At 70.5% G+C, this 25932-nt stretch carries 20 protein-coding genes, 5 tRNA genes and 1 pseudogene; 14 read left to right on the top strand and 12 right to left on the bottom strand.

Translation table 11 applies throughout. From position 1 onward, the window contains the following. The first annotated feature begins 115 nt into the window (after positions 1-115). The 3 genes from AOQ53_RS29920 (at position 116) to AOQ53_RS29910 (ending at position 4462) form a co-directional block, all read left to right on the top strand. Complete coding sequence (locus AOQ53_RS29920; RefSeq protein ID WP_099054724.1) at positions 116-2494, top strand: polysaccharide lyase 8 family protein; 2379 nt, start codon at positions 116-118, stop codon at positions 2492-2494. 154 nt (positions 2495-2648) lie between these two features. Further along, a complete protein-coding gene (locus AOQ53_RS29915) occupies positions 2649-4232 on the top strand; it encodes an acyl-CoA carboxylase subunit beta (RefSeq protein ID WP_059421966.1) in 1584 nt (527 codons plus the stop codon). Between the two features lie 35 nt (positions 4233-4267). Continuing rightward, complete coding sequence (locus tag AOQ53_RS29910; RefSeq protein WP_059421965.1) at positions 4268-4462, top strand: acyl-CoA carboxylase subunit epsilon; 195 nt, start codon at positions 4268-4270, stop codon at positions 4460-4462. A 184-nt stretch (positions 4463-4646) separates the two neighbouring features. Here AOQ53_RS29910 and AOQ53_RS29905 read toward each other — a convergent pair whose 3' ends face one another. From AOQ53_RS29905 to AOQ53_RS29860, 11 genes and pseudogenes are all read right to left on the bottom strand, one after another. After that, a complete protein-coding gene (locus tag AOQ53_RS29905; RefSeq protein WP_059421963.1) occupies positions 4647-5015 on the bottom strand; it encodes a hypothetical protein in 369 nt (122 codons plus the stop codon). Then, on the bottom strand, positions 4981-5334 hold the full coding sequence (locus AOQ53_RS29900; protein ID WP_148640390.1) for a hypothetical protein: 354 nt from the start codon (positions 5332-5334) through the stop codon (positions 4981-4983). The genes AOQ53_RS29905 and AOQ53_RS29900 overlap by 35 nt, the downstream gene beginning before the upstream one ends. A gap of 61 nt (positions 5335-5395) precedes the next feature. Continuing rightward, positions 5396-5644, bottom strand: a pseudogene (locus AOQ53_RS48185) (NACHT N-terminal Helical domain 1-containing protein); the annotation flags it as partial. Between the two features lie 78 nt (positions 5645-5722). Next, complete coding sequence (locus tag AOQ53_RS29895; protein ID WP_014675207.1) at positions 5723-6304, bottom strand: GTP-binding protein; 582 nt, start codon at positions 6302-6304, stop codon at positions 5723-5725. Beyond that, positions 6285-6869 carry a DUF742 domain-containing protein gene (locus tag AOQ53_RS29890; protein ID WP_059421961.1) on the bottom strand — a complete coding sequence of 195 codons (585 nt, stop codon included), beginning with the start codon at positions 6867-6869 and terminating at the stop codon, positions 6285-6287. Before AOQ53_RS29890 ends, AOQ53_RS29895 begins: the two co-directional genes overlap by 20 nt. Positions 6870-6963: 94 nt before the next feature. After that, positions 6964-7377 (bottom strand): roadblock/LC7 domain-containing protein, encoded by a 414-nt coding sequence (locus AOQ53_RS29885; RefSeq protein ID WP_004983065.1) that lies wholly within the window; start codon positions 7375-7377, stop codon positions 6964-6966. A 10-nt stretch (positions 7378-7387) separates the two neighbouring features. After that, positions 7388-10702 carry a sensor histidine kinase gene (locus AOQ53_RS29880; RefSeq protein WP_059421960.1) on the bottom strand — a complete coding sequence of 1105 codons (3315 nt, stop codon included), beginning with the start codon at positions 10700-10702 and terminating at the stop codon, positions 7388-7390. Positions 10703-11079: 377 nt separating this feature from the next. Beyond that, on the bottom strand, positions 11080-11655 hold the full coding sequence (locus AOQ53_RS29875; RefSeq protein ID WP_020271455.1) for a GTP-binding protein: 576 nt from the start codon (positions 11653-11655) through the stop codon (positions 11080-11082). Next, on the bottom strand, positions 11636-12031 hold the full coding sequence (locus AOQ53_RS29870; RefSeq protein ID WP_053668780.1) for a DUF742 domain-containing protein: 396 nt from the start codon (positions 12029-12031) through the stop codon (positions 11636-11638). Before AOQ53_RS29870 ends, AOQ53_RS29875 begins: the two co-directional genes overlap by 20 nt. Before the next feature lie 111 nt (positions 12032-12142). Further along, positions 12143-12556 (bottom strand): roadblock/LC7 domain-containing protein, encoded by a 414-nt coding sequence (locus AOQ53_RS29865; RefSeq protein ID WP_029181510.1) that lies wholly within the window; start codon positions 12554-12556, stop codon positions 12143-12145. A 9-nt stretch (positions 12557-12565) separates the two neighbouring features. Continuing rightward, positions 12566-16441: a nitrate- and nitrite sensing domain-containing protein gene (locus AOQ53_RS29860; protein WP_059421958.1), complete on the bottom strand. Its 3876-nt coding sequence runs from the start codon at positions 16439-16441 to the stop codon at positions 12566-12568. A gap of 600 nt (positions 16442-17041) precedes the next feature. Between AOQ53_RS29860 and AOQ53_RS43105 the strand changes: the two genes are divergently transcribed. From AOQ53_RS43105 to AOQ53_RS29815, 10 genes are all read left to right on the top strand, one after another. Continuing rightward, complete coding sequence (locus AOQ53_RS43105) at positions 17042-17233, top strand: hypothetical protein (protein ID WP_167745778.1); 192 nt, start codon at positions 17042-17044, stop codon at positions 17231-17233. A 172-nt stretch (positions 17234-17405) separates the two neighbouring features. Further along, positions 17406-18182 (top strand): fumarylacetoacetate hydrolase family protein, encoded by a 777-nt coding sequence (locus tag AOQ53_RS29855; protein ID WP_059421957.1) that lies wholly within the window; start codon positions 17406-17408, stop codon positions 18180-18182. After that, entirely contained in the window at positions 18175-19659 is a 1485-nt protein-coding gene (gltX, locus tag AOQ53_RS29850; RefSeq protein WP_078945570.1) for a glutamate--tRNA ligase, read from the top strand. The genes AOQ53_RS29855 and gltX overlap by 8 nt, the downstream gene beginning before the upstream one ends. Positions 19660-19838: 179 nt before the next feature. Then, the gene (locus AOQ53_RS29845; RefSeq protein WP_059421954.1) at positions 19839-22055 is read left to right on the top strand and encodes a hypothetical protein; all 2217 of its coding nucleotides are present in this window, start codon (positions 19839-19841) and stop codon (positions 22053-22055) included. 29 nt (positions 22056-22084) lie between these two features. Continuing rightward, a complete protein-coding gene (locus AOQ53_RS29840) occupies positions 22085-22816 on the top strand; it encodes an HAD family hydrolase (protein WP_059421953.1) in 732 nt (243 codons plus the stop codon). Between the two features lie 91 nt (positions 22817-22907). Beyond that, positions 22908-22979: transfer RNA gene (locus AOQ53_RS29835), tRNA-Gln, on the top strand. A 40-nt stretch (positions 22980-23019) separates the two neighbouring features. After that, a tRNA-Glu gene (locus tag AOQ53_RS29830) sits at positions 23020-23092 on the top strand. A 39-nt stretch (positions 23093-23131) separates the two neighbouring features. After that, a tRNA-Glu gene (locus AOQ53_RS29825) sits at positions 23132-23204 on the top strand. A 20-nt stretch (positions 23205-23224) separates the two neighbouring features. Continuing rightward, positions 23225-23296, top strand: a tRNA-Gln gene (locus tag AOQ53_RS29820). A gap of 28 nt (positions 23297-23324) precedes the next feature. Continuing rightward, a tRNA-Glu gene (locus tag AOQ53_RS29815) sits at positions 23325-23397 on the top strand. A 185-nt stretch (positions 23398-23582) separates the two neighbouring features. Here AOQ53_RS29815 and ndgR read toward each other — a convergent pair. Continuing rightward, a complete protein-coding gene (gene ndgR, locus AOQ53_RS29810; protein WP_010044585.1) occupies positions 23583-24299 on the bottom strand; it encodes an IclR family transcriptional regulator NdgR in 717 nt (238 codons plus the stop codon). 197 nt (positions 24300-24496) lie between these two features. Between ndgR and leuC the strand changes: the two genes are divergently transcribed. Next, complete coding sequence (gene leuC / locus AOQ53_RS29805) at positions 24497-25927, top strand: 3-isopropylmalate dehydratase large subunit (RefSeq protein WP_059421951.1); 1431 nt, start codon at positions 24497-24499, stop codon at positions 25925-25927. The last annotated feature ends 5 nt before the right edge of the window (positions 25928-25932 follow it).

Below are 25932 nucleotides of genomic sequence, written 5' to 3'. Positions count from 1 at the left end.
CCTGTGCCACCGCTTCGGCTGCTCCGGCCTCGCACCCGGGGCAGGTTCCGCCGTTCCGGTCACTTCGGCCGGATCCTCCGTTCAGGTGACCGCCTCCCCGTGGTAGGGCATGGGCATGACTCCCCGGCGTCGCGTCTTCTCCCGCCGTACGGCTCAGGCCGCCGCCCTGCCGCACCCTGGCCGCCGCGCCCTGCTGCTCGCGGCCGCGGCCCTGGCGGCGACCGGCGGCGCCACGCCCACGCCCCGCGGCGCCGACGCTCCGGACGCCGGCACCGACCCGTACGAGACCCTCCGCCGTCGCTGGCTCGGCATCGCCCTCGGCACCGGCTACGACCCGGCCGCGCAGCCGTACGCCTCCCGCCTCGCGGAGACCGGCGAACTCGCCCGCGGTCTGCACGCCACCATGGCCCCGGCGGCGGACTCCCTCTGGCCCGGCCACCCCTTCGACCCGCCGGCCGGCATCACCATGAGCTACAGACGCCTGTGGACCATGACCCAGGCCTACGTTCAGCAGGGCACCGGCTCGACCGCCGACCCGGACCTCCTCGCCGGCATCCTGCGCGGCCTCGACCACCTCTCCGCCACCGTCTACCACCCCGCCACCACCCGCTACGGCAACTGGTGGGAATGGCAGATCGGCAGCCCGCGCCTGCTCACCGACATCACGGCCGCCCTGTACGAGCAGCTGGGCGGCACCCGCGTCAACGCGGCCTGCGCCGCCGTCGACCACTTCGTCCCCGACTCGGCCCTCGGCGACTACTCCGGCACGTCCACCGGAGCCAACCGCGTCGACCTGTGCCGCTCCGTCGCCCTGCGCGGCATCCTCGGCCGCGCCCCGGACAAGATCGCCCTCGCCCGCGACGCGCTCTCCCCGGTCTTCCCGTACGTCACCCGGGGCGACGGCCTCTACGCCGACGGCTCCTTCGTCCAGCACACCTGGGTCGCCTATTCGGGCACGTACGGTCAGGTCATGCTCGACGGCCTCGGCCGCCTCTTCGCCCTGCTCGCCGGATCCGACTGGGAGGTCACCGACCCGAACCGGCAGATCATCCTCGACAGCGTCGAGCACGCCTACGCACCGCTCATCCACGACGGCCTGGTCATGGACAGCGTCAACGGCCGGGCCATCAGCCGCGGTCACCTCACCGCCGACGACCGTGAGGTCATGCGCAGCGACCACTTCCACGGCCAGCAGCTCATCGCCGCCATCGCGCTCCTCGCGGCCGGCGCGAGGCCGGCGGAACGCGACCGCTGGCACGCCCGTGTCAAGGGCTGGATCGAACGGGACACGGTCACCCCGATCCTGACGGCACGCCAGTTCGGCGTGGCCGACCTGGCCCGGCTGCACGCGATCGCGGCCTCGCCCCTCCCGGCCGCACCCGAGCCGACCGGCCACCGCCTCTTCGCCGCCATGGACCGCGCCGTCCACCGCCGCCCCGGCTTCACCGCGAACATCGCCATGGCCAGCGACCGCATCGCCCACTACGAGTGCGGCAACGGCGAGAACCCACGCGGCTGGCACACCGGCGCCGGCATGGTGAGCTGGTGGTCAGGCGCGAGCGATCAGTACACCGACTGGTTCTGGCCGACCGTCGACTGGTACCGCCTGCCCGGCACCACCGTCTCCACCAAGCGCCTCGCCGACCGGGAAGGCGGCGAGTGGGGCACGGCCCGCCCGGACGCGCGCTGGGTCGGCGGCACCACCGACGGCGAGTACGCCGCGCTCGGCCAGCACCTCAGGGGCCTCGGCTCCACCCTCCAGGCCCGCAAGTCCTGGTTCTGCGTCGCGGACGCGGTGATCTGCCTGGGCGCCGGGATCAGCTGCGCCGACGGCGTCCCGGTGGAGACGATCGTCGACAACCGCAACCTCGGCGCGTCCGGCACTCAGACCTTCGTACAGGGCCCGGGCTGGGCCCATCTGGAGAACCACGGCGGCTGGGTGCTGCTCGACGGCGAGCCGAAGGAGCTGCGCGAGGACCGCACCGGCGCCTGGTCCGACATCAACACCGGCAGCACACCCGAGCGGCGTACCCGCCGCTGGCAGACCCTCTGGCTCGACCACGGCACCGACCCGAAGGACGCCACCTACGCCTACGTCCTCATGCCCGGCGCGTCCCGCCGCGCGGTCGCGCGCCGGGCCGCCGACCGCGACTGGATGTCGGTCCTCGCCAACGACGCCGGCCGTCAGGCGGTCACCGTGCCCTCCCTCGGCCTCACGGCCGCGAACTTCTGGCAGGCCGGCACGGCGGGTCCGCTCACCGCCTCCGCCGGCGCGAGCGTGCTGACCGTCCGCCGGGGCCGTACCGCCACCCTCTGCCTGAGCGAACCGCCCCGCACGGGTGAACCACTGGACATCACCTGGAACCGCCCGGTCCGCCGGGTCGGCCACGCCGACGAGACGGTCGAAGTACTCTCCACAGGCCGTCGGCTGCGCCTGCGCGTCACTCCAGGGGAGGCATGCGCCACCCACGTATGTGAGATGACTCTCGGTTGACGGCTTTGTCCGACCCCTACAAGCCAAACGCCCCCTGAGCAGTCAGAAGGGCTGCACCCTGCCATGGTTCTGTTCAGGGGTACCAGGAAAACACGCCGGAGACTGTGAGGAGTCGACGGCCCGTAATCCTTGGTCGGCTTCGTAAGGTCACTACATGACCGTTTTGGATGAGGCGCCGGGTGAGCCGACCGACGCGCGCGGACGCGTGGCCGAACTGCACGAGATCCGTGCGCAGGCGGTGGCCGGACCGAGCGAGAAGGCGACCAAGGCGCAGCACGCCAAGGGCAAGCTGACCGCGCGCGAGCGCATCGAACTTCTCCTCGATCCGGATTCCTTCCGCGAGGTCGAGCAGCTGCGCCGGCACCGGGCCACCGGCTTCGGCCTGGAGGCCAAGAAGCCGTACACCGACGGTGTGATCACCGGCTGGGGCACGGTGGAGGGCCGGACGGTCTTCGTCTACGCCCATGACTTCCGCATCTTCGGCGGCGCGCTGGGCGAGGCCCACGCCACGAAGATCCACAAGATCATGGACATGGCCATCGCGGCCGGTGCCCCGCTGGTGTCGCTGAACGACGGCGCCGGCGCCCGCATCCAGGAGGGCGTCTCGGCGCTCGCGGGCTACGGCGGCATCTTCCAGCGCAACACCAGGGCGAGCGGGGTCATCCCGCAGATCTCGGTGATGCTCGGCCCGTGCGCGGGCGGCGCGGCCTACAGCCCGGCCCTCACGGACTTCGTCTTCATGGTCCGCGAGACCTCGCAGATGTTCATCACCGGCCCGGACGTGGTCAAGGCCGTCACCGGCGAGGAGATCACCCAGAACGGCCTGGGTGGCGCGGACGTGCACGCCGAGACCTCCGGCGTCTGCCACTTCGCCTACGACGACGAGGAGACGTGCATCGCCGAGGTGCGCTACCTCCTGTCCCTCCTGCCGCAGAACAACCGCGAGAACCCGCCGCGCGCAGAGTCCGGGGACGCGGTGGACCGCCGCTCGGACGTCCTCCTGGACCTGGTCCCGGCGGACGGCAACCGGCCGTACGACATGGCCAAGGTCATCGAGGAGATCGTCGACGACGGCGACTGCCTCGAGGTCCACGAGCGCTGGGCGCGGAACATCATCTGCGCGCTGGGCCGGATGGACGGGCAGGTCGTCGGCATCGTCGCCAACCAGCCCCAGGTGCTCGCCGGTGTCCTGGACATCGAGGCCTCCGAGAAGGCGGCCCGCTTCGTCCAGATGTGCGACGCCTTCAACATCCCGATCGTCACTCTTCTGGACGTCCCCGGCTTCCTCCCGGGCGTCGACCAGGAGCACGGTGGCATCATCCGCCACGGCGCGAAGCTCCTGTACGCCTACTGCAACGCGACCGTGCCGAGGATCTCGCTGATCCTGCGCAAGGCCTACGGAGGTGCGTACATCGTCATGGACAGCCAGTCCATCGGCGCCGACCTCACCTACGCCTGGCCGACCAACGAGATCGCCGTCATGGGCGCGGAGGGTGCGGCCAACGTCATCTTCCGCCGCCAGATCGCCGAGGCCGAGGACCCGGAGGCCATGCGGACCCGCATGGTCAAGGAGTACAAGTCCGAGCTGATGCACCCCTACTACGCGGCCGAGCGCGGCCTGGTCGACGACGTCATCGACCCCGCGGAAACCCGCGAGGTGCTGATCAAGTCCCTCGCGATGCTCCAGACCAAGCACGCCGACCTGCCCTCCCGCAAGCACGGCAACCCTCCGCAGTAACACGGAGGACATCTCTCTCACGGAGACTGACACCCATGGACACCCCTGACATCCGCGTCGAGAAGGGCCACGCCGAGCCCGAGGAAGTCGCCGCCATCACGGCGATCCTCCTGGCCCGCGCCGCCACCCGCCCCACAGACCCGACCCCGACGCACCGCGGCCGCGTGAAGGCCGGCTGGCGTCGCCTGGAGCGCGAGCCTGGCTTCAGGGCACCGCACAGCTGGCGCTGAGTTTTTCAACGCGCTCACGGCCCCGTTCTCCTCTGGGAGAGCGGGGCCATTGCGCGTTGCTAGTGGATGACGACGTGCACGTCAGGGAAGTCGAGCGCTGTGGGGTCGTCGGGGAGGACGCAATCGCGAAGGTACAGGTACGTCACGCCGGCCGGCGGGAACGATCCGGCCTCCATCCAGGCGGCTACGTCGATATGCGTGAGAAACAGGGCAGCCCGGGCAGCGCGGACAGGGCGTGGACCCCCTGTGGCAGGCATGCCTCCCCGGCCATCAGCCCCAGCCATCTGATCCGGTCGTGCCGGAGAGGGGAGAGGTCTAGGGGGGCGTCGACGTTCAGCAGGACCAGGCATTCCAGTGTCGGCGCCAGGAGCAGCCCGCGGAGGTCCGGCAGGGATCCGATGCAGAGGGTGTCCAGAGCAGGGAGCCCAGCCAGGACGTCGGCGTTGTTCAGCGACGCACGGCCGTTCAGAGCCGGCTCCACCAGTGAGTGCTGTGTCCCGATCGGCGACATGCCGACCTCACCGCGCAGGGTGACCAGGGTGAGCTGATTCAACGGGCAGTTCCGTGAGGACGGTGAGGTCCGTGACGGGGTGGCTGACCCACAGGTTGTCGATGGCAGGCAGGCGGCCGACGGCCCGCCACTGCCCCGAGTGTGTGATCCCGACCCTTCGGCCCTTCAGCGGCACCCCCGCCAGAACCTCTTCGGCATACGCATCGGCGTCGAAATACCCCCACGCCTCGACGAGCGCGTCGACCACCGCCTCCCGACTGTCCTTCGCGTACCCCGCCAACAGCCCCAGCGCCTCCGCCCCACCGATCAACGCCACCGTCCGCACCGTCTGCGCGGCAGCCTTCTCGGTCAGCTCCCCCAACGACCTCGGCAGCCTCCGCAGCAGACTCGACCCCACCGCCGCCAACGCGGGCGGCCTGCCCGCCGGACTCGTCCAGCCCCCAAAACTCGTGCTCCAGAAACGGCTCCAGCCGGTCGAACACGGCGTCGGTGATCTGCCCGAACTGCCGCTCCACACTCCGTTGCAGCCGCAGCCCGGGCACGCGTACCCGCACCAGCTCCGCCAGCGACAGATGCCGCTCCTGATGCCGCCGCCTGCCGCCCAGCCAGATGTCAGCCGCCGTCTTCGCCACGGTCGTGCCCAGCCGTAACGCCGCCGCCTCCGCGCTCATCGCGCCCCCTCCCGAGAAACACCTGCGGCCCCCACTCCTCCCACAGGAGGAACGGGGGCCGCAAGGCGAACGTGCCGATTACCGCAGGCGTGCCATCAGCGCGTGCTCCACCAGCGTGATCAGCGCCGACTTCGCGTCCGCGCGGTGGCGGGCGTCGGTGGTGATGATCGGGGTGTCAGGGCCGATCTGGAGGGCTTCCCTGACTTCGTCGGGCGTGTACGGCTGCTGGCCGTCGAAGCCGTTCAGCGCGATGACGAACGGCAGGCCGCTGTTCTCGAAGTAGTCGACAGCGGGGAAGCAGTCGGCGAGCCTCCTCGTGTCGACCAGCACGATCGCGCCGATGGCGCCGCGCACCAGGTCGTCCCACATGAACCAGAAGCGGTCCTGACCGGGGGTACCGAAGAGGTACAGGATCAGGTCCTGGTCCAGGGTGATACGGCCGAAGTCCATGGCGACCGTCGTGGTCGTCTTGTCTCCGGTGTGGGTGAGGTCGTCGATGCCCGCCGAAGCGGACGTCATGACGGCCTCTGTGCGCAGCGGATTGATCTCCGAGACGGCGCCGACGAACGTGGTCTTGCCCACGCCGAAGCCGCCAGCCACCACGATCTTCGCGGACGTGGTGGAGCGGGAAGGCCCTCCGCTAGAGCTTGCGAAGTCCACTGAGCACCCTTTCGAGCAGTGTCACGTCTGGCTGGCCGCCGGCGTTCTCGTCGCCGCCGGGCTGATGGATGGCGACCAGTCCCGCCTCCGCCAAGTCGGCGACGAGGATCCTGGCCACGCCGAGAGGGATCGTGAGGAGCGCCGAGATCTCGGCGACCGACTTGATTTCCCGGCAGAGGTTGCAAATCCGCTGATGCTCGGGCAACTGGCCCTGCATCTGGTGCGGCTGCGCAGTGGTGTGCACCAGCGCCTCGATGGCGAGCTGGTAACGCGGGCGGGTCCGGCCACCTGTCATGGCGTACGGACGCACCAACGGGTTGTGGGTGTTCGACGCCCCGCCGGGCGCCGGCTCGGGGTTGCGGCGCTGCGGCTGCACGGGCTGGATGCGCGGGGCCGGCGGCTGGTCGTACGGCGACGGGCCGGGGCCCTGGGGCGCGTACGGCTGCCGGTGGCTCGGTGCGGAGGGGAAGTTGTAACGGTTCGGGTTCTGTCCACCGTCGCCCTGGCCCTGGCCAGGGCCGTACGACCAGTTACCCGAAGACGAACCGCCTGGGGGTGTTGCCACTTTCTCCTCCTCCGACTGTGCCTGGCACCCATCGCTGTGGAGCCGCGTCCCGAAACCTTACGGCCACGGGACGCCAAAACGCACCGTCCGTCTGTTAGTTGAGCAGGCTCCCCTGGAGCTCCGCACGAAGGTCCGGTGTCAGGACCGTACCGGCTCGGTCCACGAGCAGCGCCATCTCGTATCCGATGAGGCCGATGTCCGCCTCCGGATGTGCGAGAACCGCGAGCGACGAGCCGTCGGAGATGGACATGATGAACAGGAATCCCCGCTCCATCTCCACAACCGTCTGATTGACGCTTCCACCCTCGAAGATCCGGGAGGCGCCTGCCGTCAGAGACGTCAGACCGGAGGCGACGGCCGCGAGCTGGTCGGCGCGGTCGCGGGGGAAGCCTTCGGACATCGCCAGAAGGAGTCCGTCGGCGGAGACCACCACCGTGTGGGACACCCCCGGGGTGTTGTCCACGAAGTTGGTGATCAACCAGTTCAGGTTCTGTGCCGCCTGGCTCATCGGGCTCACACTAACGCTCCTGGTTGTAGGTGCTGTCAGGACCGAAGCCCTGGCCGTTCGTTTCACTGCCTGCGCTGCGTCCGCGCTGTACGCCGCGGCGCAGGTTGCTCAGCCTGCCCCGGACGTCCTCCGGGGCACGGGAGACCTGTGGGCCTCCCTGGGGAGTGCTCTCGGCGGAACCCTCGATCAGGTTGGCCTTGGGCACCCGCCTCGGCAGGCCGGAGGAGGTGACCCCGCCCGCCTTGGGCTTCCGGAGCTGCGAGGCCTGCTGCCACCGCTCGTCGTTCGCCGAGCGCCAGTCGCGGTCGCCGTTGCTCTCCGGGGTGGAGGCCGGAGGCTCCTGGCTCGCGTGCCGGGCGCCGCCCGTGCCGTTCGCACCGCTCGCGGTGGACCCGCGGCGGGGAAGCCCGGCGTCGGTCAGCGAGGGTGCGGCGGAGTGGGCCTGTCCCGGACGGTCGAAGCCTACGCGGTCCTGCTCACTCGCGTCAGCGGCCTGCGCAGATTCCGTTTCCTGGGCCTCAGAAGGGTACTGGCTCGGGTAGCCGTTCTGGTAACCGTCCTGCTGGGGCCAGTCGTCCTGGTAGCGCCGCTGCTCGAAGGCGGCGAAGCTGCCGGGCGCGCCCGCACCCTGCGCCGAGGGCTCCTCCTGGGCCGGCTCCGCATAGGAGGAGGGGTCCGGGTAGCCGCCGTTCGGCGAGAAGGTGTCGTTCTGCGGCAGACCGCCGTTCGGCGCGTAGTACTGCTCGTCGTACGCGGCCCGCTGCGGCTCCTCGTAGGCCGTCTGCCGTTGCTCCTGGTACGACGCCTGCTGGTCCTCGTACGGCGCCTGACGGTCGTACGCGGACGGCTGCTGCTCCGGGTAGCCGGTCTGGCCGGTGTCGTAGGCCTGGCCGGTGTCGTAGCCCTGCTGCCCGTGGAACTCCTCGGGGTATCCGGGAGTCTCGCCCTGCTCCTGGGAGTTCTGGCCGGGCAGCGCGGGCTGCTGGTGGGACTGGGCCTCCAGGGCCGCCCGGCGCTCCTCGCGCATCAGGGAGCGGCCCACGGGGTCCAGCTCGCGTATGTCGTCGGGGACGTCGGTGTAGCGGCTGTCGTCGAAGCCCAGCTCCGCGGCCGTGCGCATGGGCTGCTGGTTGAAGTTCTCGCCGCCGAAGTTCTGCTCCGGGATGATCTGCGAGACGGTGAACTCGTCGCGGTCCACGTGCTGCTCGCCGCCGCCACCGTGGGTGATCGCGTCGGGCAGCATGACCAGCGATGTCGTACCGGCCTGCTCGCCCGAGGGGCGCAGCTGGACGCGGATGCCGTGCCGGTCGGACAGCCGGCCGACCACGAACAGGCCCATGCGCTGCGAGATCGCGGCGTCCACGGTCGGCGGGTTGGCCAGCTTGTGGTTGATGTCCGCGAAGTCCTCGGCGGTCAGGCCGATGCCCTTGTCGTGGATCTCGATCATCACGCGGCCGTCGGGGAGACGGGTCGCGGTGACGCGGACCTTGGTCTGCGGGGACGAGAACGTCGTCGCGTTCTCCAGCAGCTCGGCGAGCAGGTGCACGAGGTCGGTCACGGCCCGGCCGTGGATCTCGGCCTCGGGGACGCCGGACAGCTCGATGCGCTCGTACTGCTCCACCTCGGAGGAGGCGGCGCGCAGCACGTCGACCAGCGGGACCGGCTGGTCCCAGCGGCGGCCGGGCTCCTCGCCGGCGAGGACCAGGAGGTTCTCGCCGTTGCGGCGCATACGGGTCGCGAGGTGGTCCAGGCGGAAGAGGTTCTCCAGCTGGTCCGGGTCGGCCTCGTTGTTCTCCAGGTCGGTGATCAGGGTCAGCTGGCCCTCGATCAGCGACTGGTTGCGGCGCGAGAGGTTGGTGAAGATCGCGTTGATGTTGCCCCGCAGAAGGGCCTGTTCGGCGGCGAGCCGGACGGCCTCGCGGTGGACCTGGTCGAAGGCGCGGGCGACCTCGCCGATCTCGTCCGTGGTGGTGATCGGGATGGCCTGGACACGGGTGTCGACGCGGCCGGGGTCGGTGCGCGAGAGCTGGTCGACCAGCATCGGCAGGCGCTGCTCGGCGATGCCGAAGGCGGCGTTGCGCAGCTGGCGCATCGAGCGGCTCATCTGGCGGGCCACCGCGCCGGCCAGGATGAAGGCGAGGAGCAGGGCGACCACGACAGCGGCACCGGTGATGTAGGCGTCGCGCTGGGCGTCGTCGGCGATGTCGGAGGCTTCGCTCACGGCCTTGTCGGCCAGGTCCGTCTCGATCTTCTCGTAGGCGTTGAACTTGAGCGTGTTGACAGCCCACCAGTTCTCGGCGGTGATGCCCCGCTCGGCGAGGGCGGCGCGGGCGCTCGGGTCCGTGGTCTGGAGCGTCGCGACGGCCGAGACCATCGTCGTCGGGTTGGACGGCGGGGCGACGTAGTCCGGGTTCTTGGCCTTGGCCTCCCGGGCCATCGCGGCACCGTCGGTCTTGAGCTTGGCCTCGGCCGCCCTGAGCTTGGCCGCGTCCTGCTCGGTGCCGCCGCCGATGTACTCCTGCACGGCGATGCGCTCGAGGTAGGCGTACGAGGACAGGGCGATGCGCTGGCTGGCCAGGTTGCCCTCGTCCGGGCCCGGCTTGGTCAGGATGTGCATGCCGATGGAGCGCTGGAGCGACAGGGCCGCCTTGGTGAGCTCGATGGCGTACACGGTCCGGCCGTAGCTGGTGATGTTGCCGGTGCCGAGGCCCAGCTCGTTGGCGAACTCCGTCAGCGGGTGGGCGATCTCGACGTAGCCCTCCTCGGTCTGTACGCCCTTGAGCTTGGAGGTATACGCGACCTGGCGCAGGGTCTGGAGCTTCGGCTCCGCCTTGCGGAACAGGTCCAGACGGCGCTCCAGGCCTGGCTTGGCCGGCATGTTCTGGGCCGCGGCGTCGAAGGCGTCGGCCGCCTCGTCGGTGGCCTTGCGGACCTGGGTGACGGTCGCCTTGTCCTGGGAGGTCTGGGCGCTGCCCTTCAGCAGGGGCGCCGCGGAGGTGTCGCGCTCGTTGTAGAGGGCGTTGGCGTACAGCAGGGAGGCCCGCACCAGACGCGCGGTGTTCTCCGCGTCCTCGGCCTCCTGCCAGGTGTCGATGGAACTCTTCACCTGGAAGCCGCCCATGACGAGGCCGACCAGCACGGGTATGAGCAGGATCGCGTTGAGTCTGGTCGCCACACGCCAGTTGCGCGGGGAGAGACGGCCGCCGCTCTGGGCGGGCGCGGCCGATGGCTCCGAACCGGGCACGGGGGCGGGCGCCGCTGTGCGCGGCGGCGGGGTGAAGTTGCCCCGGGCCGACGGCTCGGGACTGTTCTTGCTTCGCCTCACTCGACCAACAACCTCTCGGCGGTCGGCACCAACGTTGTGCCGCAGTTTCTCAGAGCCCGGTACGCCATCGACTGACGTGTACGTCATTGACTATTGGGCAGTTCAGGCATTCCAGCACGACGACCTGCGCTCTTCCAAACAGTCCGAGGTGGGGATTCCGGGGGATGTAAGCCCCAGATAAAACGGTCATAAAGAACGAGCCCCGCCAAAAGGCGGGGCGATCGTGCGCGCAGCGAGACCGGATGTGCGCGACGCGTGGCCGTACCACCAGATTCCTCTGCCGAAACGTTATGAACACCTTGGCCGACCGTGTCAAAGGACACAGTCGGCACCGGTGCATCTACGACAACTTCCGTATGGCGCTTCTGAATTGGGTGCTACCTCAGCCGTGCCATCAGGGCGTGCTCGACCAGCGTGATCAGGGCACTCTTCGCGTCGGCCCGGTGCCGGGCGTCCGTCGTGATGATGGGGGTGTCCGGACCGATCTGGAGAGCTTCCCGCACCTCATCAGGGGTGTAGGGCTGCTGGCCGTCGAAGCCGTTGAGGGCGATGACGAAGGGCAGACCGCTGTTCTCGAAGTAGTCGACCGCGGGGAAGCAGTCGGCGAGACGGCGGGTGTCCACCAGTACGACGGCGCCGATCGCGCCGCGCACCAGATCGTCCCACATGAACCAGAAGCGGTCCTGGCCCGGCGTACCGAAGAGGTACAGGATCAGGTCCTGGTCCAGGGTGATGCGGCCGAAGTCCATGGCCACCGTGGTGGTGGTCTTGTCCCCGGTGTGCGTGAGGTCGTCGATGCCCGCGCTGGCGGAGGTCATCACGGCCTCCGTGCGCAGCGGGTTGATCTCCGAGACGGCGCCGACGAACGTGGTCTTGCCCACGCCGAAGCCGCCCGCCACCACGATCTTCGCGGAGGTGGTGGAACGACCCGCGTCAGAGCTTGCGAAGTCCACTGAGCACCCTTTCGAGCAGTGTCACGTCGGGCGCACCGGTGGCGTCGTCGCCGCCCGGCTGGTGGATGGCGACGAGCCCGGCCTCCGCGAGGTCCGCGACCAGGATCCGTGCCACACCCAGCGGCATGTTGAGCAGGGCCGAGACCTCGGCGACCGACTTCACCTCACGGCACAGGTGGCAGATGCGCTGGTGCTCCGGGAGCAGCCCCATGAGCGCCGCGGGATCGGCGGTCGTGCTGATCAGTGCCTCGATGGCCAGCTGGTAACGCGGCCGCGTCCGGCCGCCGGTCATGGCGTAAGGCCGGACCAGCGGCTGGTCGCCCTCGTCCTCGTACGGCTCCGCGTACGGATCATGAGAGGCGGGGGGCGGGGTCATGGGTCCTCCGGGCGGGACAGCAAGTCGGTCAGTCGAGCCGTCTGACGAGGCCGGTGTGGGGTGTGTGGCGGCCGGACGGTGGTGTGGTGAGACGGGTGGTGCCGGGGCCGATCAATGCAGCAGACTGCCTTGGAGCTCAGCTCGCAGGTCGGGGGTGAGGACCGCGCCCGCGCGGTCGACCAGGAGCGCCATCTCGTAGCCGACGAGGCCGATGTCGCAGTCGGGGTGGGCGAGGACCGCCAGCGACGAGCCGTCCGAGATGGACATGAGGAACATGAATCCCCGCTCCATCTCCACGACCGTCTGCGCGACATCGCCCCCCTCGAAGATCCGGGAGGCACCTGCCGTCAGGGACGTCAGGCCGGAGGCGACAGCCGCGAGCTGGTCCGCGCGGTCGCGCGGGAAGCCCTCCGACAGCGCCAGGAGGAGACCGTCGGCGGACACGACGACGGTGTGGGACACCCCGGGGGTGTTGTCCACGAAGTTGGTGATCAACCAGTTCAGGTTCTGTGCCGCCTGGCTCATCGGACTCAACTAACGCTCCTGCTGGTGAGAGGGCCGAGGGAAGCTGCCGGTCTGGGTGGACCCGGCCTGACGACCCTGTGCAATACCGCGGCGGAGATTGGTCAGCCGACCGCGTACGTCATCGGGGGCACGCGAGATCTGCGGACCGCTCTGCTGTGGCTGCTGCTGCGCCGTGCCCGGAACGAGGTTCGCCCGGGGCACCCGGCGCGGCAGGCCGGAGGTGGTGACACCGCCGGCGGCGGGCTGGCGGACGCGCTCGGCCTGGCGGACGAGGTCGTCGTTCGGCGAGCTGCGCCAGCCGGCGGGGGCGGACCGCTGCGGACCGCCGGCTCCCAGCGGCTGCTGCGGGGCCGGAGCCGAGCCGTTGCTCTGCTGCTGCTCCTGCTGCTCCTGCTGGCCGTGGAACCAGTTGGTCTCGAGCGTGTCGTACAGCGGCGTACGCCCGTCGCCCGGACCGGACGCCGGCGGCAGGGCCTCGGGCTCCTGCCGTACGGGCCGTGCCTGCGGGGCGGGCGGACGCGGGGCGCCGAAGTCGGCCCCGCCCCGGGCGCCGTTGACCTGCGGCCGCTCGAACTGGCCCGTGCCCGCCGGGTCGGCCGGGGTGGCCGGACCGGGGAGGGTGGGCCGGCCGGAGCCGTTGTCCTGCCGCGGCGCGGGGTACTGGCCGGTCGAGCCGTTGTCCTGCCGGGGTGCCGGGTACTGGCTGGTGGAGCCGTTGTCGTAGGACTGCGGAGCGGGGTACTGGCCCGTGGAGCCGTTGTCCTGGCGAGGCGCGGGGTACTGGCCGGTCGAGCCGTTGTCCTGCCGGGGTGCCGGGTATTGGCCGGTCGCGCCGTTGTCGTAGGACTGCGGAGCCGGGTACTGGCCCGTCGTGGACGAAGGGTCGCGGTGGCCTGCCGGGGCGCCGAAGACGTCCGGGCGGACGAACTGGCCCGAACCCTGCGAGCCGTCCGTGCCGGGAAGGCCGAACGGGTCCGAGTGCTGGGGGCCGCCCGTGCCGTAGTCGGCCGGAGAGCCGGGGCCCTGCCGGTCGTCATCGCGTGGGACGGCCGGGATCTCCGCCGTCGAGCCCGGGCCCTGGCGGTCGTCGATCCGCGGCATCTGAGAGGTACGGGAGACGTCCGGCTCCTCGTGTCCCCGCGGGGTGTCCAGCGAGGCACGCGGCACCGGCGGCTGGGTGTTCTCGTCGCTCCAGCTCGGCACGCGGGGCTGCGGGTCACCGCCGGGCAGCTCGGCCCGCGGACCACCGCGCGGCGGCAGCTGCGGCCGACGGCCCTGGCCCTGACCCTGCTCGGCGTTGCCCGGGCGCTGCCGGCCCCGGCCCTGCGGCCCGTTCGTACCCGCGGCCTGCAAACCCTGCGGAGCACCCGGCGCCTGACCGTACTCGGCACCGCCGGGAGCCGGACGGCCCTGCGGCGGCGCGGGCGGAGCGCTCTGCTCGAACAACGACGGGGACTTGTCGGGACCCTGCGGTCCGCGCCCTCCGCCCGGACGGCCGCCGTCCGCGTCCTGCCCGGGCAGCGCGGCGCGCGGGCCCTGGCCGGCAGCGAGCCGGCCACCGCCGGACGAAGCACCGCCACCGAAGCCACCACCGGACGCGCCGGCTCCGAGGGCGCCACCGCCCTGGCCGGCACCGGCGGCACGCCGGGCCGCGGCCGCACCGGCGGCGGCCTGCGCGGCGGCCGGACCGCCACCGCCGACCGGCGGCTGACCACCCTGCTTGGGCTGGGGCTTCCTGCCGCCCTGGGCGACGTCGACAGGCAGCATGACCAGCGCGGTCGTACCACCGGAGTCGGACGGGCGCAGCTGGATGCGGATGCCGTGCCGCTGCGACAGCCGGCCGACCACGAACAGACCCATGCGGCGGGAGACGGAGACGTCCACCGTCGGGGGAGAGGCGAGCCGCTCGTTGATCGCCGCCAGGTCCTCCGGCGACAGACCGATACCGGTGTCGTGGATCTCGATCAGCACCCGGCCGTCGGGCAGCGCGTGACCGGTGACCTTGACCTTGGTCTGCGGCGAGGAGAACGAGGTCGCGTTCTCCAGCAGCTCGGCGAGCAGGTGCACGAGGTCGTTGACCACGCGGCCGGCGACCTCGGTGGTCGGCACGGAGGCCAGCTCGATGCGCTCGTACTGCTCCACCTCGGACGCGGCGGCACGCAGCACGTCGACCAGCGGGACCGGGCGGGTCCACCGGCGGCCGGGCTCCTCACCCGCGAGAACCAGCAGGTTCTCACCGTTACGGCGCATACGCGTGGCGAGGTGGTCGAGCTTGAACAGCGAGGACAGCTGGTCCGGGTCGGCCTCGCGGGACTCCAGTTCGGAGATCAGCGACAGCTGGCGCTGGATCAGACCCTGGGAGCGGCGCGAGAGGTTGGTGAACATCGCGTTGACGTTGCCCCGCAGCAGGGCCTGCTCGGCGGCGAGGCGGACCGCCTCGCGGTGCACGTCGTCGAAGGCCGCGGCCACCCGGCCGATCTCGTCCCGGGAGTGCACACCGACCGACTCCACGGACGTGTCGACGTCCTGCGGGTCGGACTCGGACAGCTGCTTGACCAGCTCGGGCAGCCGGTCGGAGGCGACCTTGGTCGCGGTCTCCTCCAGGCGGCGCAGCGAGCGGATCATGGAGCGGGCCACGACGAAGGCGCCGACCAGCGACACACCGAGCACGATGAGGATCAGGGCACCGGAGATGATCGCGTCGCGCTCGGTGGCGCTGCGCAGCTCGCGGGCCTTCTGTTCCATCTCCTCGAGCAGCGTGTGCTCGATGTTCTTCATCTGCTGGATCTTGGTGGAGCTGTCGTCCAGCCAGTCGCGGTAGGACCGCTTGTCCTGCTGCGCGAGTCCGCTCGCGGAGACCAGGGCACGACCCGCGTAGGTGTCGGTGGCCTTGATCGTGGAGTTACCGCCGTCCTCGATCGGCTTGAGCAGCTCGGCGGCGGCGTCCTCGCCGTAGATGCTCTTGAAGCTGCGGATCTCGGACTTCTGGCTCTCCAGGGCCGACTCGGCGTAGAGCCGGTCGTTCGGCGAGAGCTTGCCGGTCGTGGTGTTGCTCGCGGGCAGCGCCGCCGCGAGGGCCGCGCGCTGGATCGAGGAGTACTCCTTGGCGGAGGAGAACGCCGCGAGCGCACGCGTGCGCTGGATCATGTCCGGGTTGCTGGTCGCCTCCGCCATGTCCTGGGAGAGGTCGATCAGGTTCTCGATCAGACGGTGGTACGCCTCGATCGTCTGCGTGGAGTTGTCCTCGGACTCGTAGGCGCCCTTGCGGATCTGCTCCAGGTCGCCGAGCTCGCCGGCGAGCTGGATGAGGTACTCGCGGACGCCCTTGAGGTTGCCGTCCTTGCTGGCGCTGTCGATCTGCTCGGAACTGTCGAGGAAGTTCTTCCTCGCGCGGTCGGTCTTCTCGCGCAGGCCCTTGACCGTGAAGTCGGTCGACTTGCCGCCGTGCGCCAGCGGGCCGGCTGACTGGTCGCGCTCCTCCTGGAGCGCGGCGGACAGCTCGGTGGCCTGCTTGGTCATGTCCGTCAGCAGCTTCATGTTGTCGAGCTGCTGGATGCTGTCCATGGAGTCGTTGATGCGCAGCGCGCCCAACGAGGTGGCCGCGACCACCGGGAGCGCCAGCAGCGACACCAGGCGGGTGGAGATGCGCCAGTTGCGCAGGGCTATTCGCGGCCCGGGGCCGGTGGGGCCCGTCGGCGGCTTCAGGGCCGGGGCCGGGCTCGCGGACCCCGTGGGGGCCGACGCGCCGGGGCGCCCGGGGCGTTCCCCGCCGTCACCCGCCGGGCCCTGGTTCTGGGCGTGCTGGGCCGAGGGACCTCGGTTGGTCCCGCCGTGCGGCTCCGGCTCCGCCGAAGCGCTGCCATCCCTCTTGAAACGTCCCTGCACTAGCGTCGCAACCTCTGGACCAGGCACCCCGTCGCATGAGCGGCGGGGCACGGTGTCGGCGTTCTGGGGACGCCCTGAGTACGCCCCCGTGGTGGTCGTGAGTGACCGGCGCTGGCTCCCCCTCCTCGCCGCCACTCGGCGCGTCTGTGCGCCCCCTGTGCGCCGGCTCGATCCTGCGGCGGTCCGTGGCATTCCAGCACAGCACAGGATCTCCAACAAGGCTCGTATGCCAGGCCGTGACATAGGTGACACCACGTGAGTGCCGAATCACCGGACGTAGAAAGTGAGTTCGCCCATTTCGGGCGTATGCCCGCGAGTCGCCGAGGCGCCACAGGTGTCCCAGTCGCCATGATCAGCAGCGGAATGAGCGCTTCAGGGAGTCAATGTCCGTTTCGGTGGGGTGGAGCGCAAGCCCGGATTGACCGATTTGCCCCCTGATTCGTGAGAAAACTCACATGCCGATCTTGAGATCCCCGCGATTGCGCCGGGAATCTCATGTTTAGCCTGACGCTTTACAGAGATGGCACATTCGACAACCCGCGCCGTGCGAGGGTCGTACGCGCCCTCCGGCGCCCGTCACAGAACAGGGTCAAGTAAACAGTGAAGACGACGACGATGTTCCACAAGATCGCCAACCCGCGACGCACGACGCTGGCGCACCTGGACGACGCCGACGAACTGCAGACGCCGGAACAGCCGGAGCACCGCGTCGAACTCCCCTCCCAGACTGCCAACCCCAAGCGCACCATCCTCACCGAGGTCCCCGTCGCGGCCGCCGCTGCCGCGGAGTGACACCAGGGAGTACGTGCACCGGCCGCCGGATGCTCACGGTGGCGGGACATCAGCATCGAAGGGGCGTCCCGGCGAAGGGACGCCCCTTCGTGATGCGCGCGGCGCGGACCCTTCCCCGCGTTAGCCTGGAGCGTCAGACTCCAGCCGCTTCAGTCAAGGGGCCAAGCATCCCGTGCGCATCGCCAGATTCTCCATCGACGGGAACGTCGCCTTCGGTGCCATCGAGGGCGAGAAGCAGGACGAACTCGTCCTGGACATCATCAAGGGCATCCCGTTCGCGGACTTCGAGCTCTCCGGCACGAAGGTGCCGGTAGGCAAGGTCAGGCTGCTGCCGCCGGTGCTGCCCAACAAGGTCGTGGCCTTCGGCCGCAACTACGCCGAGCACGCGAAGGAACTGGGCAACGAGGTCCCGCAGGCACCCTTCGCCTTCTTCAAGCCGTCCACCTCGGTGATCGGCCCCGGCGACGAGATCCAGTACCCCTCCTTCTCCGAGGAGGTGCACCACGAGGCCGAGCTGGCGGTGGTCATCGGCCGGATGTGCCGCGAGGTCCCGCGTGAGCGCGTCAAGGACGTGATCTTCGGTTACACCTGCGCCAACGACATCACCGCCCGCGACGTGCAGAAGCGCGAGAAGCAGTGGGCGCGGGCCAAGGGCTTCGACACCTCCTGCCCGCTCGGCCCCTGGGTGGAGACGGAGCTGGACCCGAGCGACCTGACCATCCAGCTCACGGTCAACGGCCAGCAGCGCCAGCTCGGCCGCACCAGCGAGATGATCCACTCCATCGAGGACCTGATCGTCAACATCTCCGAGGCCATGACGCTGCTCCCCGGCGACGTGATCCTCACGGGTACCCCGGCTGGGGTCGGCCCCCTGAACGTCGGCGACGAGGTCGCCGTCACCATCGAAGGCATCGGCACTCTCACCAACAAGGTTGTCAAGCGTGGCTAGCGCACCCGGCTCCTCCGTACGCGTCCGTTTCTGCCCCTCGCCCACCGGTAACCCCCACGTGGGCCTGGTGCGCACCGCCCTGTTCAACTGGGCGTTCGCCAAGCACCACCAGGGCACCCTGGTCTTCCGCATCGAGGACACCGACGCGGCCCGCGACTCCGAGGAGTCGTACACCCAGCTGCTCGACTCGATGCGCTGGCTGGGCTTCGACTGGGACGAGGGCCCCGAGGTCGGCGGCCCGCACGCGCCGTACCGCCAGTCGCAGCGCATGGACCTGTACAAGGACGTCGCGGCCAAGCTCCTGGACGCCGGCCACGCCTACCGCTGCTACTGCTCCCAGGAGGAGCTGGACACCCGCCGCGAGGCCGCCCGCGCCGCCGGCAGGCCCTCCGGCTACGACGGCCACTGCCGCGAGCTGACCGACGCCCAGGTCGCCGAGTACAAGGCCCAGGGCCGGGAGCCGATCGTCCGCTTCCGCATGCCCGACGAGACGATCACCTTCACCGACCTGGTCCGCGGCGAGCTGACCTTCACCCCGGAGAACGTCCCGGACTACGGCATCGTCCGCGCCAACGGCGCCCCGCTCTACACGCTGGTCAACCCGGTCGACGACGCCCTGATGGAGATCACCCACGTCCTGCGCGGCGAGGACCTGCTCTCCTCCACCCCGCGCCAGATCGCCCTGTACAAGGCGCTGATCGAGCTGGGCATCGCCCAGCAGATCCCCTCCTTCGGCCACCTGCCGTACGTCATGGGCGAGGGCAACAAGAAGCTCTCCAAGCGCGATCCGCAGTCGTCCCTCAACCTCTACCGCGAGCGCGGCTTCCTCCCCGAGGGGCTGCTCAACTACCTCTCGCTGCTCGGCTGGTCCCTCTCGGCCGACCAGGACGTCTTCACGATGGACGAGATGATCGCGGCCTTCGACATCGCGGACGTCAACCCCAACCCGGCCCGCTTCGACCTGAAGAAGTGCGAGGCCATCAACGGCGACCACATCCGCATGCTGGACGTGAAGGACTTCACGGAGCGCTGCCGCCCGTGGCTCCAGGCGCCGTTCGCCCCCTGGGCCCCGGAGGCCTTCGACGAGGCCAAGTGGCAGGCCGTCGCCCCGCACGCGCAGACCCGCCTCAAGGTGCTCTCCGAGATCACCGACAACGTCGACTTCCTGTTCCTGCCGGAGCCGGTGGAGGACGAGGCCAGCTGGGCGAAGGCCATGAAGGAGGGCTCGGACGCCCTGCTGCGCACCGCCCGCGAGAAGCTGGAGGCGGCCGACTGGACCTCCGCCGAGTCGCTGAAGGAGGCCGTCCTGGCCGCCGGCGAGGCCCACGGCCTCAAGCTCGGCAAGGCCCAGGCCCCCGTCCGCGTCGCCGTCACCGGCCGCACGGTCGGCCTGCCGCTCTTCGAGTCGCTGGAGATCCTGGGCAAGGAGAAGACGCTGGCCCGTATCGACGCGGCGCTGGCGAAGCTGGCCGCGTAACGCGCGCACGGCACACCGCAGACACGGCGAGGGCGGCGTCCGCTTAGGGCGCCGCCCTCGCCGTGTCTGCCCAGCCATCACCCGGAGTTCACCCTTCCGGGCAGCTCCTGTCCGCTGGAGAGACGTTGGATGCCTCCTGTGCACACGGTGTCCGTGTGCGTCCTGGAACCGGGGGATACATGAGCCGTTCGCGAAGACTTGTCCACGCGGTCGTCGGCGGGGTGGTGGCCCTGTCCTGCGCCGTACTGACCGCACCCGCACAGGCGGCACCCGAGGCCGACGAGCCGGTCGGCACGGTGCGGCTCGTCACCGAGAAGCGCGTGACCGTCGACTACCCGTGGGCTGGTGCGTCCGGCTTCCAGTACCGGCCGGGGACCACCTCGGTCACCACGGTGGACTACCCCGACGCGGTCCCACCCGCCCATGCCGGCCCCGACGACCTGGCCAGCGGCACCGACGTCGTGAACACCCGCGACGGCCAGACCGTCACCCAGCGGCACCGCTCCACGGGCGTCACGTCCACCGTCACGATCCCCTCCGGCCACGCCTACCGGGCCGCCGCGGGCTGGAGCGTGCTGACCATGGACGGCACCGGCGCCCTGCATGTGCTGCGCACCGTCGAGGGCACCCTCACCGTGGACACCCCGGTCACCGGCTTCCCCGCGGGCGCCCGGCCCGTCCTGTACCGCACCGGCGGCTCGGTCAGCCGTCTCGCGATCGTCTACGTGCTGGACGGCAAGACGTCGGTGGGTCTGGTCGACCTCGCCGACGGCGCCTTCCGCACGTACGTCACCAGCGACGAGGCGACCCCGCAGCTCGCCTTCAACGACCGCTGGCTCGTCGCCGACTGGAAGGCGATCCGGGTGGACGCCGAACCCGGCACCGAGCCCACCGCCGTCACCAGGACCGACGCCCAGCCCGAAGCCGTCGTGGGCGACCAACTCCTGCTCGGCAACCCGGCCTTCGTCCTGGGCGGCACCGAGGCCGCGCTCACCGCCCGCTCCCTGGTCTCCGGCGCTTCGAGCACCGTGCTCACCTCGTCGTTCGGCGGGATCGGCCCGACCCTGGACGGCGGAGCGCTGGCCACCGCTGGCCCCTCCAGCCTCGACTGGAACATCCACCGGCTCACCCTCACCGACAGCGGCGGACTCACCACCACCAAGGTGGCCCGGGTCCCCGCCGCCGCGACCGGAGTGCAGGGACTGGCCGTCGCCGGCGGCGAGTTGTTCCTCTACGGCGCGACGCCGGGCGGCTCGCTCCGCTACAGCGGCTTCCAGCTGGACGCTGACGGCCGGCCCGCCGGTGCGCAGACTCCCCGCAGCCCGGCGCTCTCCGCCTCCATCTGCCTCACCGGCGACGCCGCCTGCCCCCAGCTGGAGGCCCTCGGCGACGGCCGGGTCGGCTACCTGTGGACCAACTCCGCGGGCCAGGAGTCCGTCCTCAACGTCGGCCTCGACACCAGCACCATTCTCAGCGAGCCCACGGACGGCGAATCCGGCGGCCGCCTCGCCGGCGGCACCGGCCGCTACGTGGTCCACAACGGCGCCTCCGGCAAGCAGCGGCTCGTGGACTTCCCGCGCGCCGCGACCGGCGGCGAAACCATCCTCACCCGCGACCGCACCGCCGCCGCCGTCTGGGGCCAGACCCTGTGGACCCCGGGCGGCACCCAGGGCTCGGTCACCGGCCGCAACCTCAAGACCGGGACGACCACCACCCTCGCCACCGGCGCCCCCTGCACCCCCACCGACATCCAGGCCGTCAACACCTGGCTGTACTGGAGCTGCGGCCGCACCGCGGGCGTCTACGACCGCGCCACCAACCGAAAGATCACGGTCCCGGCCGACCACGGCCCGGCCCGCCTCGCCGACGGCTTCCTGCTCCGCGAGAACCGCACCACCCACGAACTGCTGCTCACCGACTTCCACACCGGCACGGCGACCACCCGCACCCTGGTGAAACTGCCGGCCACGGACCAGAACACCGGCGGCAGCAACGGCCGCTGGGCCGCCGACCGCTTCGGCGGCCACATCGCCTACCTCAACGGCACGTACGGCGAGGTCTCGATCGTCGCCAGCGGCGTCCCCACCTCACCGCTCGCGCAGATGGAGGCCCAGGTCTACTCGCCGTCCGTAATCGGCAGGTCGACGCCCTGGTCACCGGTGTGGCAGCTGAACAAGCCGTCCACCTGGACCCTGACCCTGACCAAGGCCTCAGGCACGGTCGTCCGCACCCTGACCGGCGCCTCCACCGGGGCCGCCGTACGCCCCGCCTGGGACGGCACCACCGACACCGGCGCCGGAGCCGGGTCCGGCCCCTTCACCTGGCGGCTCACCGCCCACCCCCGCGACGGCCGGGGCCCGGATCTCACGCTCTCCGGCACGATGACCCCGGGCTGAGAGCACCCGGCAGCGGGTACGGTCCGACCATGAGGATCCACGCCGTGGTCTGGGACGTCGACGACACCCTCTTCGACTACACCACCGCCGACCGCCTGGGCATGCGCGCTCACCTGACGGCCGAGGGCCTGCTCGACGACTACGACACCGTCGAGCAGGCCATCACCCGCTGGCGGGAGATCACCGACGCGCAATGGGCGCGCTTCGCGGCCGGGGAGGCCACCTTCGAGGACCAGCGGCGCGACCGCGTACGCGTCTTCCTCGGCCAGGACCTCACCGATGCCGAGGCCGACGCGTGGTTCCAGCGGTACATCGCCCACTACGAGACGGCCTGGGCCCTCTTCCCGGACGTCCTGCCCGTCCTCGACGCCCTCGCCGCCAGCCACAGGCACGCCGTGCTCTCCAACTCCAGCCTCCACGTCCAGGACCGAAAACTGCGCGTCCTCGGCGTCCACGACCGCTTCGAGAGCATCCTGTGCGCGGCCGAGCTCGGCGTCTCGAAACCCGAGGCCGGGGCGTTCCTGGCGGCCTGCGCCGCCCTCGGCCTGCCACCGCACCAGGTCGCCTACGTCGGCGACCACCCGGAGATCGACGGACGGGGTGCCGCCGACGCCGGGCTGCTGTCGGTGTGGATCGACCGCGGGGGTGCGTACGCCACGATCGAGCCGCCCGTCGGGCCGCACCGCATCGCCTCCCTCGCCGAACTGCCGTCGCTGCTCGGCGCGGATACTCGTTTTGGAGCCCCGTCCACCTTCGGGTAATGTTCTTCCTGCGCCGCGGGGAGCGGGCCGGAAGGCAGGAACCCCAGGCGCACTGCTAGAACAAGATCCCCCTCCGGGGCTTGCGTTCCAGTGGCCTATGGTGTAATTGGCAGCACGACTGATTCTGGTTCAGTTAGTCTTGGTTCGAGTCCAGGTAGGCCAGCTCGCAGAGCTTATCTGCATCAGCGGATTCCGATCCGCAAGCCCCCGTTGTGTAGCGGCCTAGCACGCTGCCCTCTCAAGGCAGTAGCGCCGGTTCGAATCCGGTCGGGGGTACGGTTCCGAAAGATCGACGATCCTCTCGGGACTGCTAGGGCCCCCGTTGTGTAGCGGCCTAGCACGCCGCCCTCTCAAGGCGGTAGCGCCGGTTCGAATCCGGTCGGGGGTACTGACTGGTCTAAACCACATTGGTCTATGGTGTAATTGGCAGCACGACTGATTCTGGTTCAGTTAGTCTTGGTTCGAGTCCAGGTAGACCAGCTCGGACCTGCGGAAACGCAGAGTCCAGGCCCCCGTTGTGTAGCGGCCTAGCACGCCGCCCTCTCAAGGCGGTAGCGCCGGTTCGAATCCGGTCGGGGGTACGTACAGGAAAGGCCCTCCACTTCGGTGGGGGGCCTTTTCGTACGTCCCTCAGGAGGGCGGGGGACCGCGCGAACAACCACCGACGGCCCGCACGGGACGACGAAACCGTCCCTGTCACGGCGCTCGGTCGGGGAAAGCCTGCCGCGGCGTTGAGGCCGACCCTCCCCGAGAACGTCCCGTCGGTTCAGCCGGTGCGCCGCAACGCCTCGGAGAGGCGCCCGGCCGCATCGATCACGGCCTGCGCGTGCATCCGGCCCGGGTGCCGCGTCAGCCGCTCGATCGGCCCGGACACCGACACCGCGGCCACCACGCGGTTGGAAGGGCCTCGCACCGGGGCGGAGACGGACGCGACCCCCGGCTCGCGCTCGCCGATCGACTGGGCCCAGCCCCGGCGCCGTACGCCCGACAGGGCCGTCGCCGTGAAGCGCGCGCCCTGGAGGCCGCGGTGCAGCCGCTCCGGCTCCTCCCATGCCAGCAGGATCTGCGCCGAGGAGCCGGCCTTCATCGTGAGCGTCGAGCCGACCGGGACGGTGTCCCGCAGCCCGGACAGACGCTCCGCCGCGGCGACGCAGATGCGCATGTCGCCCTGGCGACGGTAGAGCTGCGCGCTCTCGCCCGTGACGTCACGGAGGTGGGTGAGCACCGGGCCCGCGGTGGCGAGGAGACGGTCCTCACCCGCGGCCGCGGCCAGTTCTGCCAGGCGAGGGCCGAGGATGAAACGGCCCTGCATGTCGCGCGCCACCATGCGGTGGTGTTCCAGCGCCACGGCCAGGCGGTGGGCCGTGGGTCGTGCCAGTCCGGTGGCGCCGACCAGGCCCGCGAGGGTGGCCGGACCGGACTCCAGAGCGCTCAGGACGAGGGCCGCCTTGTCCAGAACGCCGACGCCGCTACTGTTGTCCATGAAACGATACTCGCGTCTCACTCTGTGAAACGCAAGTTCAAATTCTCGTGGAACCCGCCACTCTGGAAGACACGAAGTCACAGCGGCCCGTGACGTACGGGCCTGGCGGCGGTTGCCCGGAAACGCAGGGGCGCGGGCCCGCCTCTTCAAGATCTCTAGTTGGGTCGGCGGATCGTCGTCGACCGGAGGGAACAGCGATGGGTAGGACACTCGCGGAGAAAGTCTGGGACGACCATGTCGTCCGGCGCGCGGAGGGCGAGCCCGACCTTCTCTTCATCGATCTGCACCTGCTGCACGAGGTGACCAGCCCGCAGGCCTTCGACGGCCTCCGCAAGAGCGGCCGCAAGGTGCGGCGCCTGGACCTCACCATCGCGACCGAGGACCACAACACCCCCACCCTCGACATCGACAAGCCGATCGCGGACCCGGTCTCCCGGATCCAGCTGGAGACGCTGCGCAAGAACGCCGCCGACTTCGGCGTGCGGCTGCACCCGCTGGGCGACGTCGAGCAGGGCGTCGTGCACGTCGTCGGCCCGCAGCTGGGCCTGACCCAGCCCGGCATGACGGTGGTCTGCGGCGACTCCCACACCTCCACGCACGGCGCTTTCGGCGCGCTGGCGTTCGGCATCGGCACCTCCCAGGTGGAGCACGTGCTGGCCACCCAGACGCTGCCGATGTCCCGCCCGAAGACCATGGCGATCACGATCGACGGCGAACTGCCCGACGGCGTCACCGCCAAGGACCTGATCCTGGCGATCATCGCCCGGATCGGCACCGGCGGCGGCCAGGGCTACGTCCTGGAGTACCGCGGCGAGGCCATCGAGAAGCTCTCGATGGAAGCGCGGATGACCATCTGCAACATGTCGATCGAGGCCGGCGCCCGCGCGGGCATGATCGCCCCCGACGAGACCACCTTCGCGTACCTCAAGGGCCGCCCGCACGCCCCCGAGGGCGCGGACTGGGACGCGGCCGTCGAGTACTGGAAGACGCTCAGGACGGACGAGGACGCCGAGTTCGACGCCGAGGTCGTCATCGACGCCGCCGAACTGTCGCCGTTCGTCACCTGGGGCACCAACCCCGGCCAGGGCGCACCGCTTTCGGCGTCCGTCCCCGACCCTGCTTCGTACGAAGACGCATCGGAGCGCTACGCCGCCGAAAAGGCCCTGGAATACATGGGGTTGGAGGCCGGCCAGCCGCTGCGCTCCATCAAGGTGGACACCGTCTTCGTAGGCTCCTGCACCAACGGCCGCATCGAGGACCTGCGCGCCGCCGCCGAGCTGATCAAGGGCCGCAAAGTCGCCGACGGCGTACGGATGCTGGTCGTGCCGGGCTCCGCGCGCGTGGGCCTCCAGGCCGTCTCCGAGGGTCTGGACGTCGTCTTCAAGGACGCCGGCGCCGAGTGGCGGCACGCGGGTTGCTCGATGTGTCTGGGCATGAACCCCGACCAGCTGGCCCCGGGGGAGCGCTCCGCGTCCACCTCCAACCGCAACTTCGAGGGCCGGCAGGGCAAGGGCGGTCGTACGCACCTGGTGTCGCCGCAGGTCGCGGCCGCTACGGCCGTCCTGGGCCACCTGGCCTCCCCGGCCGACCTGTCCGCCGCCGACACCCGTACGCCCGCTGGAGTCTGAGAATC

It is taken from the genome of Streptomyces azureus (assembly GCF_001270025.1).
GTDB classification, from domain to species: Bacteria; Actinomycetota; Actinomycetes; order Streptomycetales; family Streptomycetaceae; genus Streptomyces; species Streptomyces azureus.
This window is presented reverse-complemented; position numbering and strand designations above follow the sequence as displayed.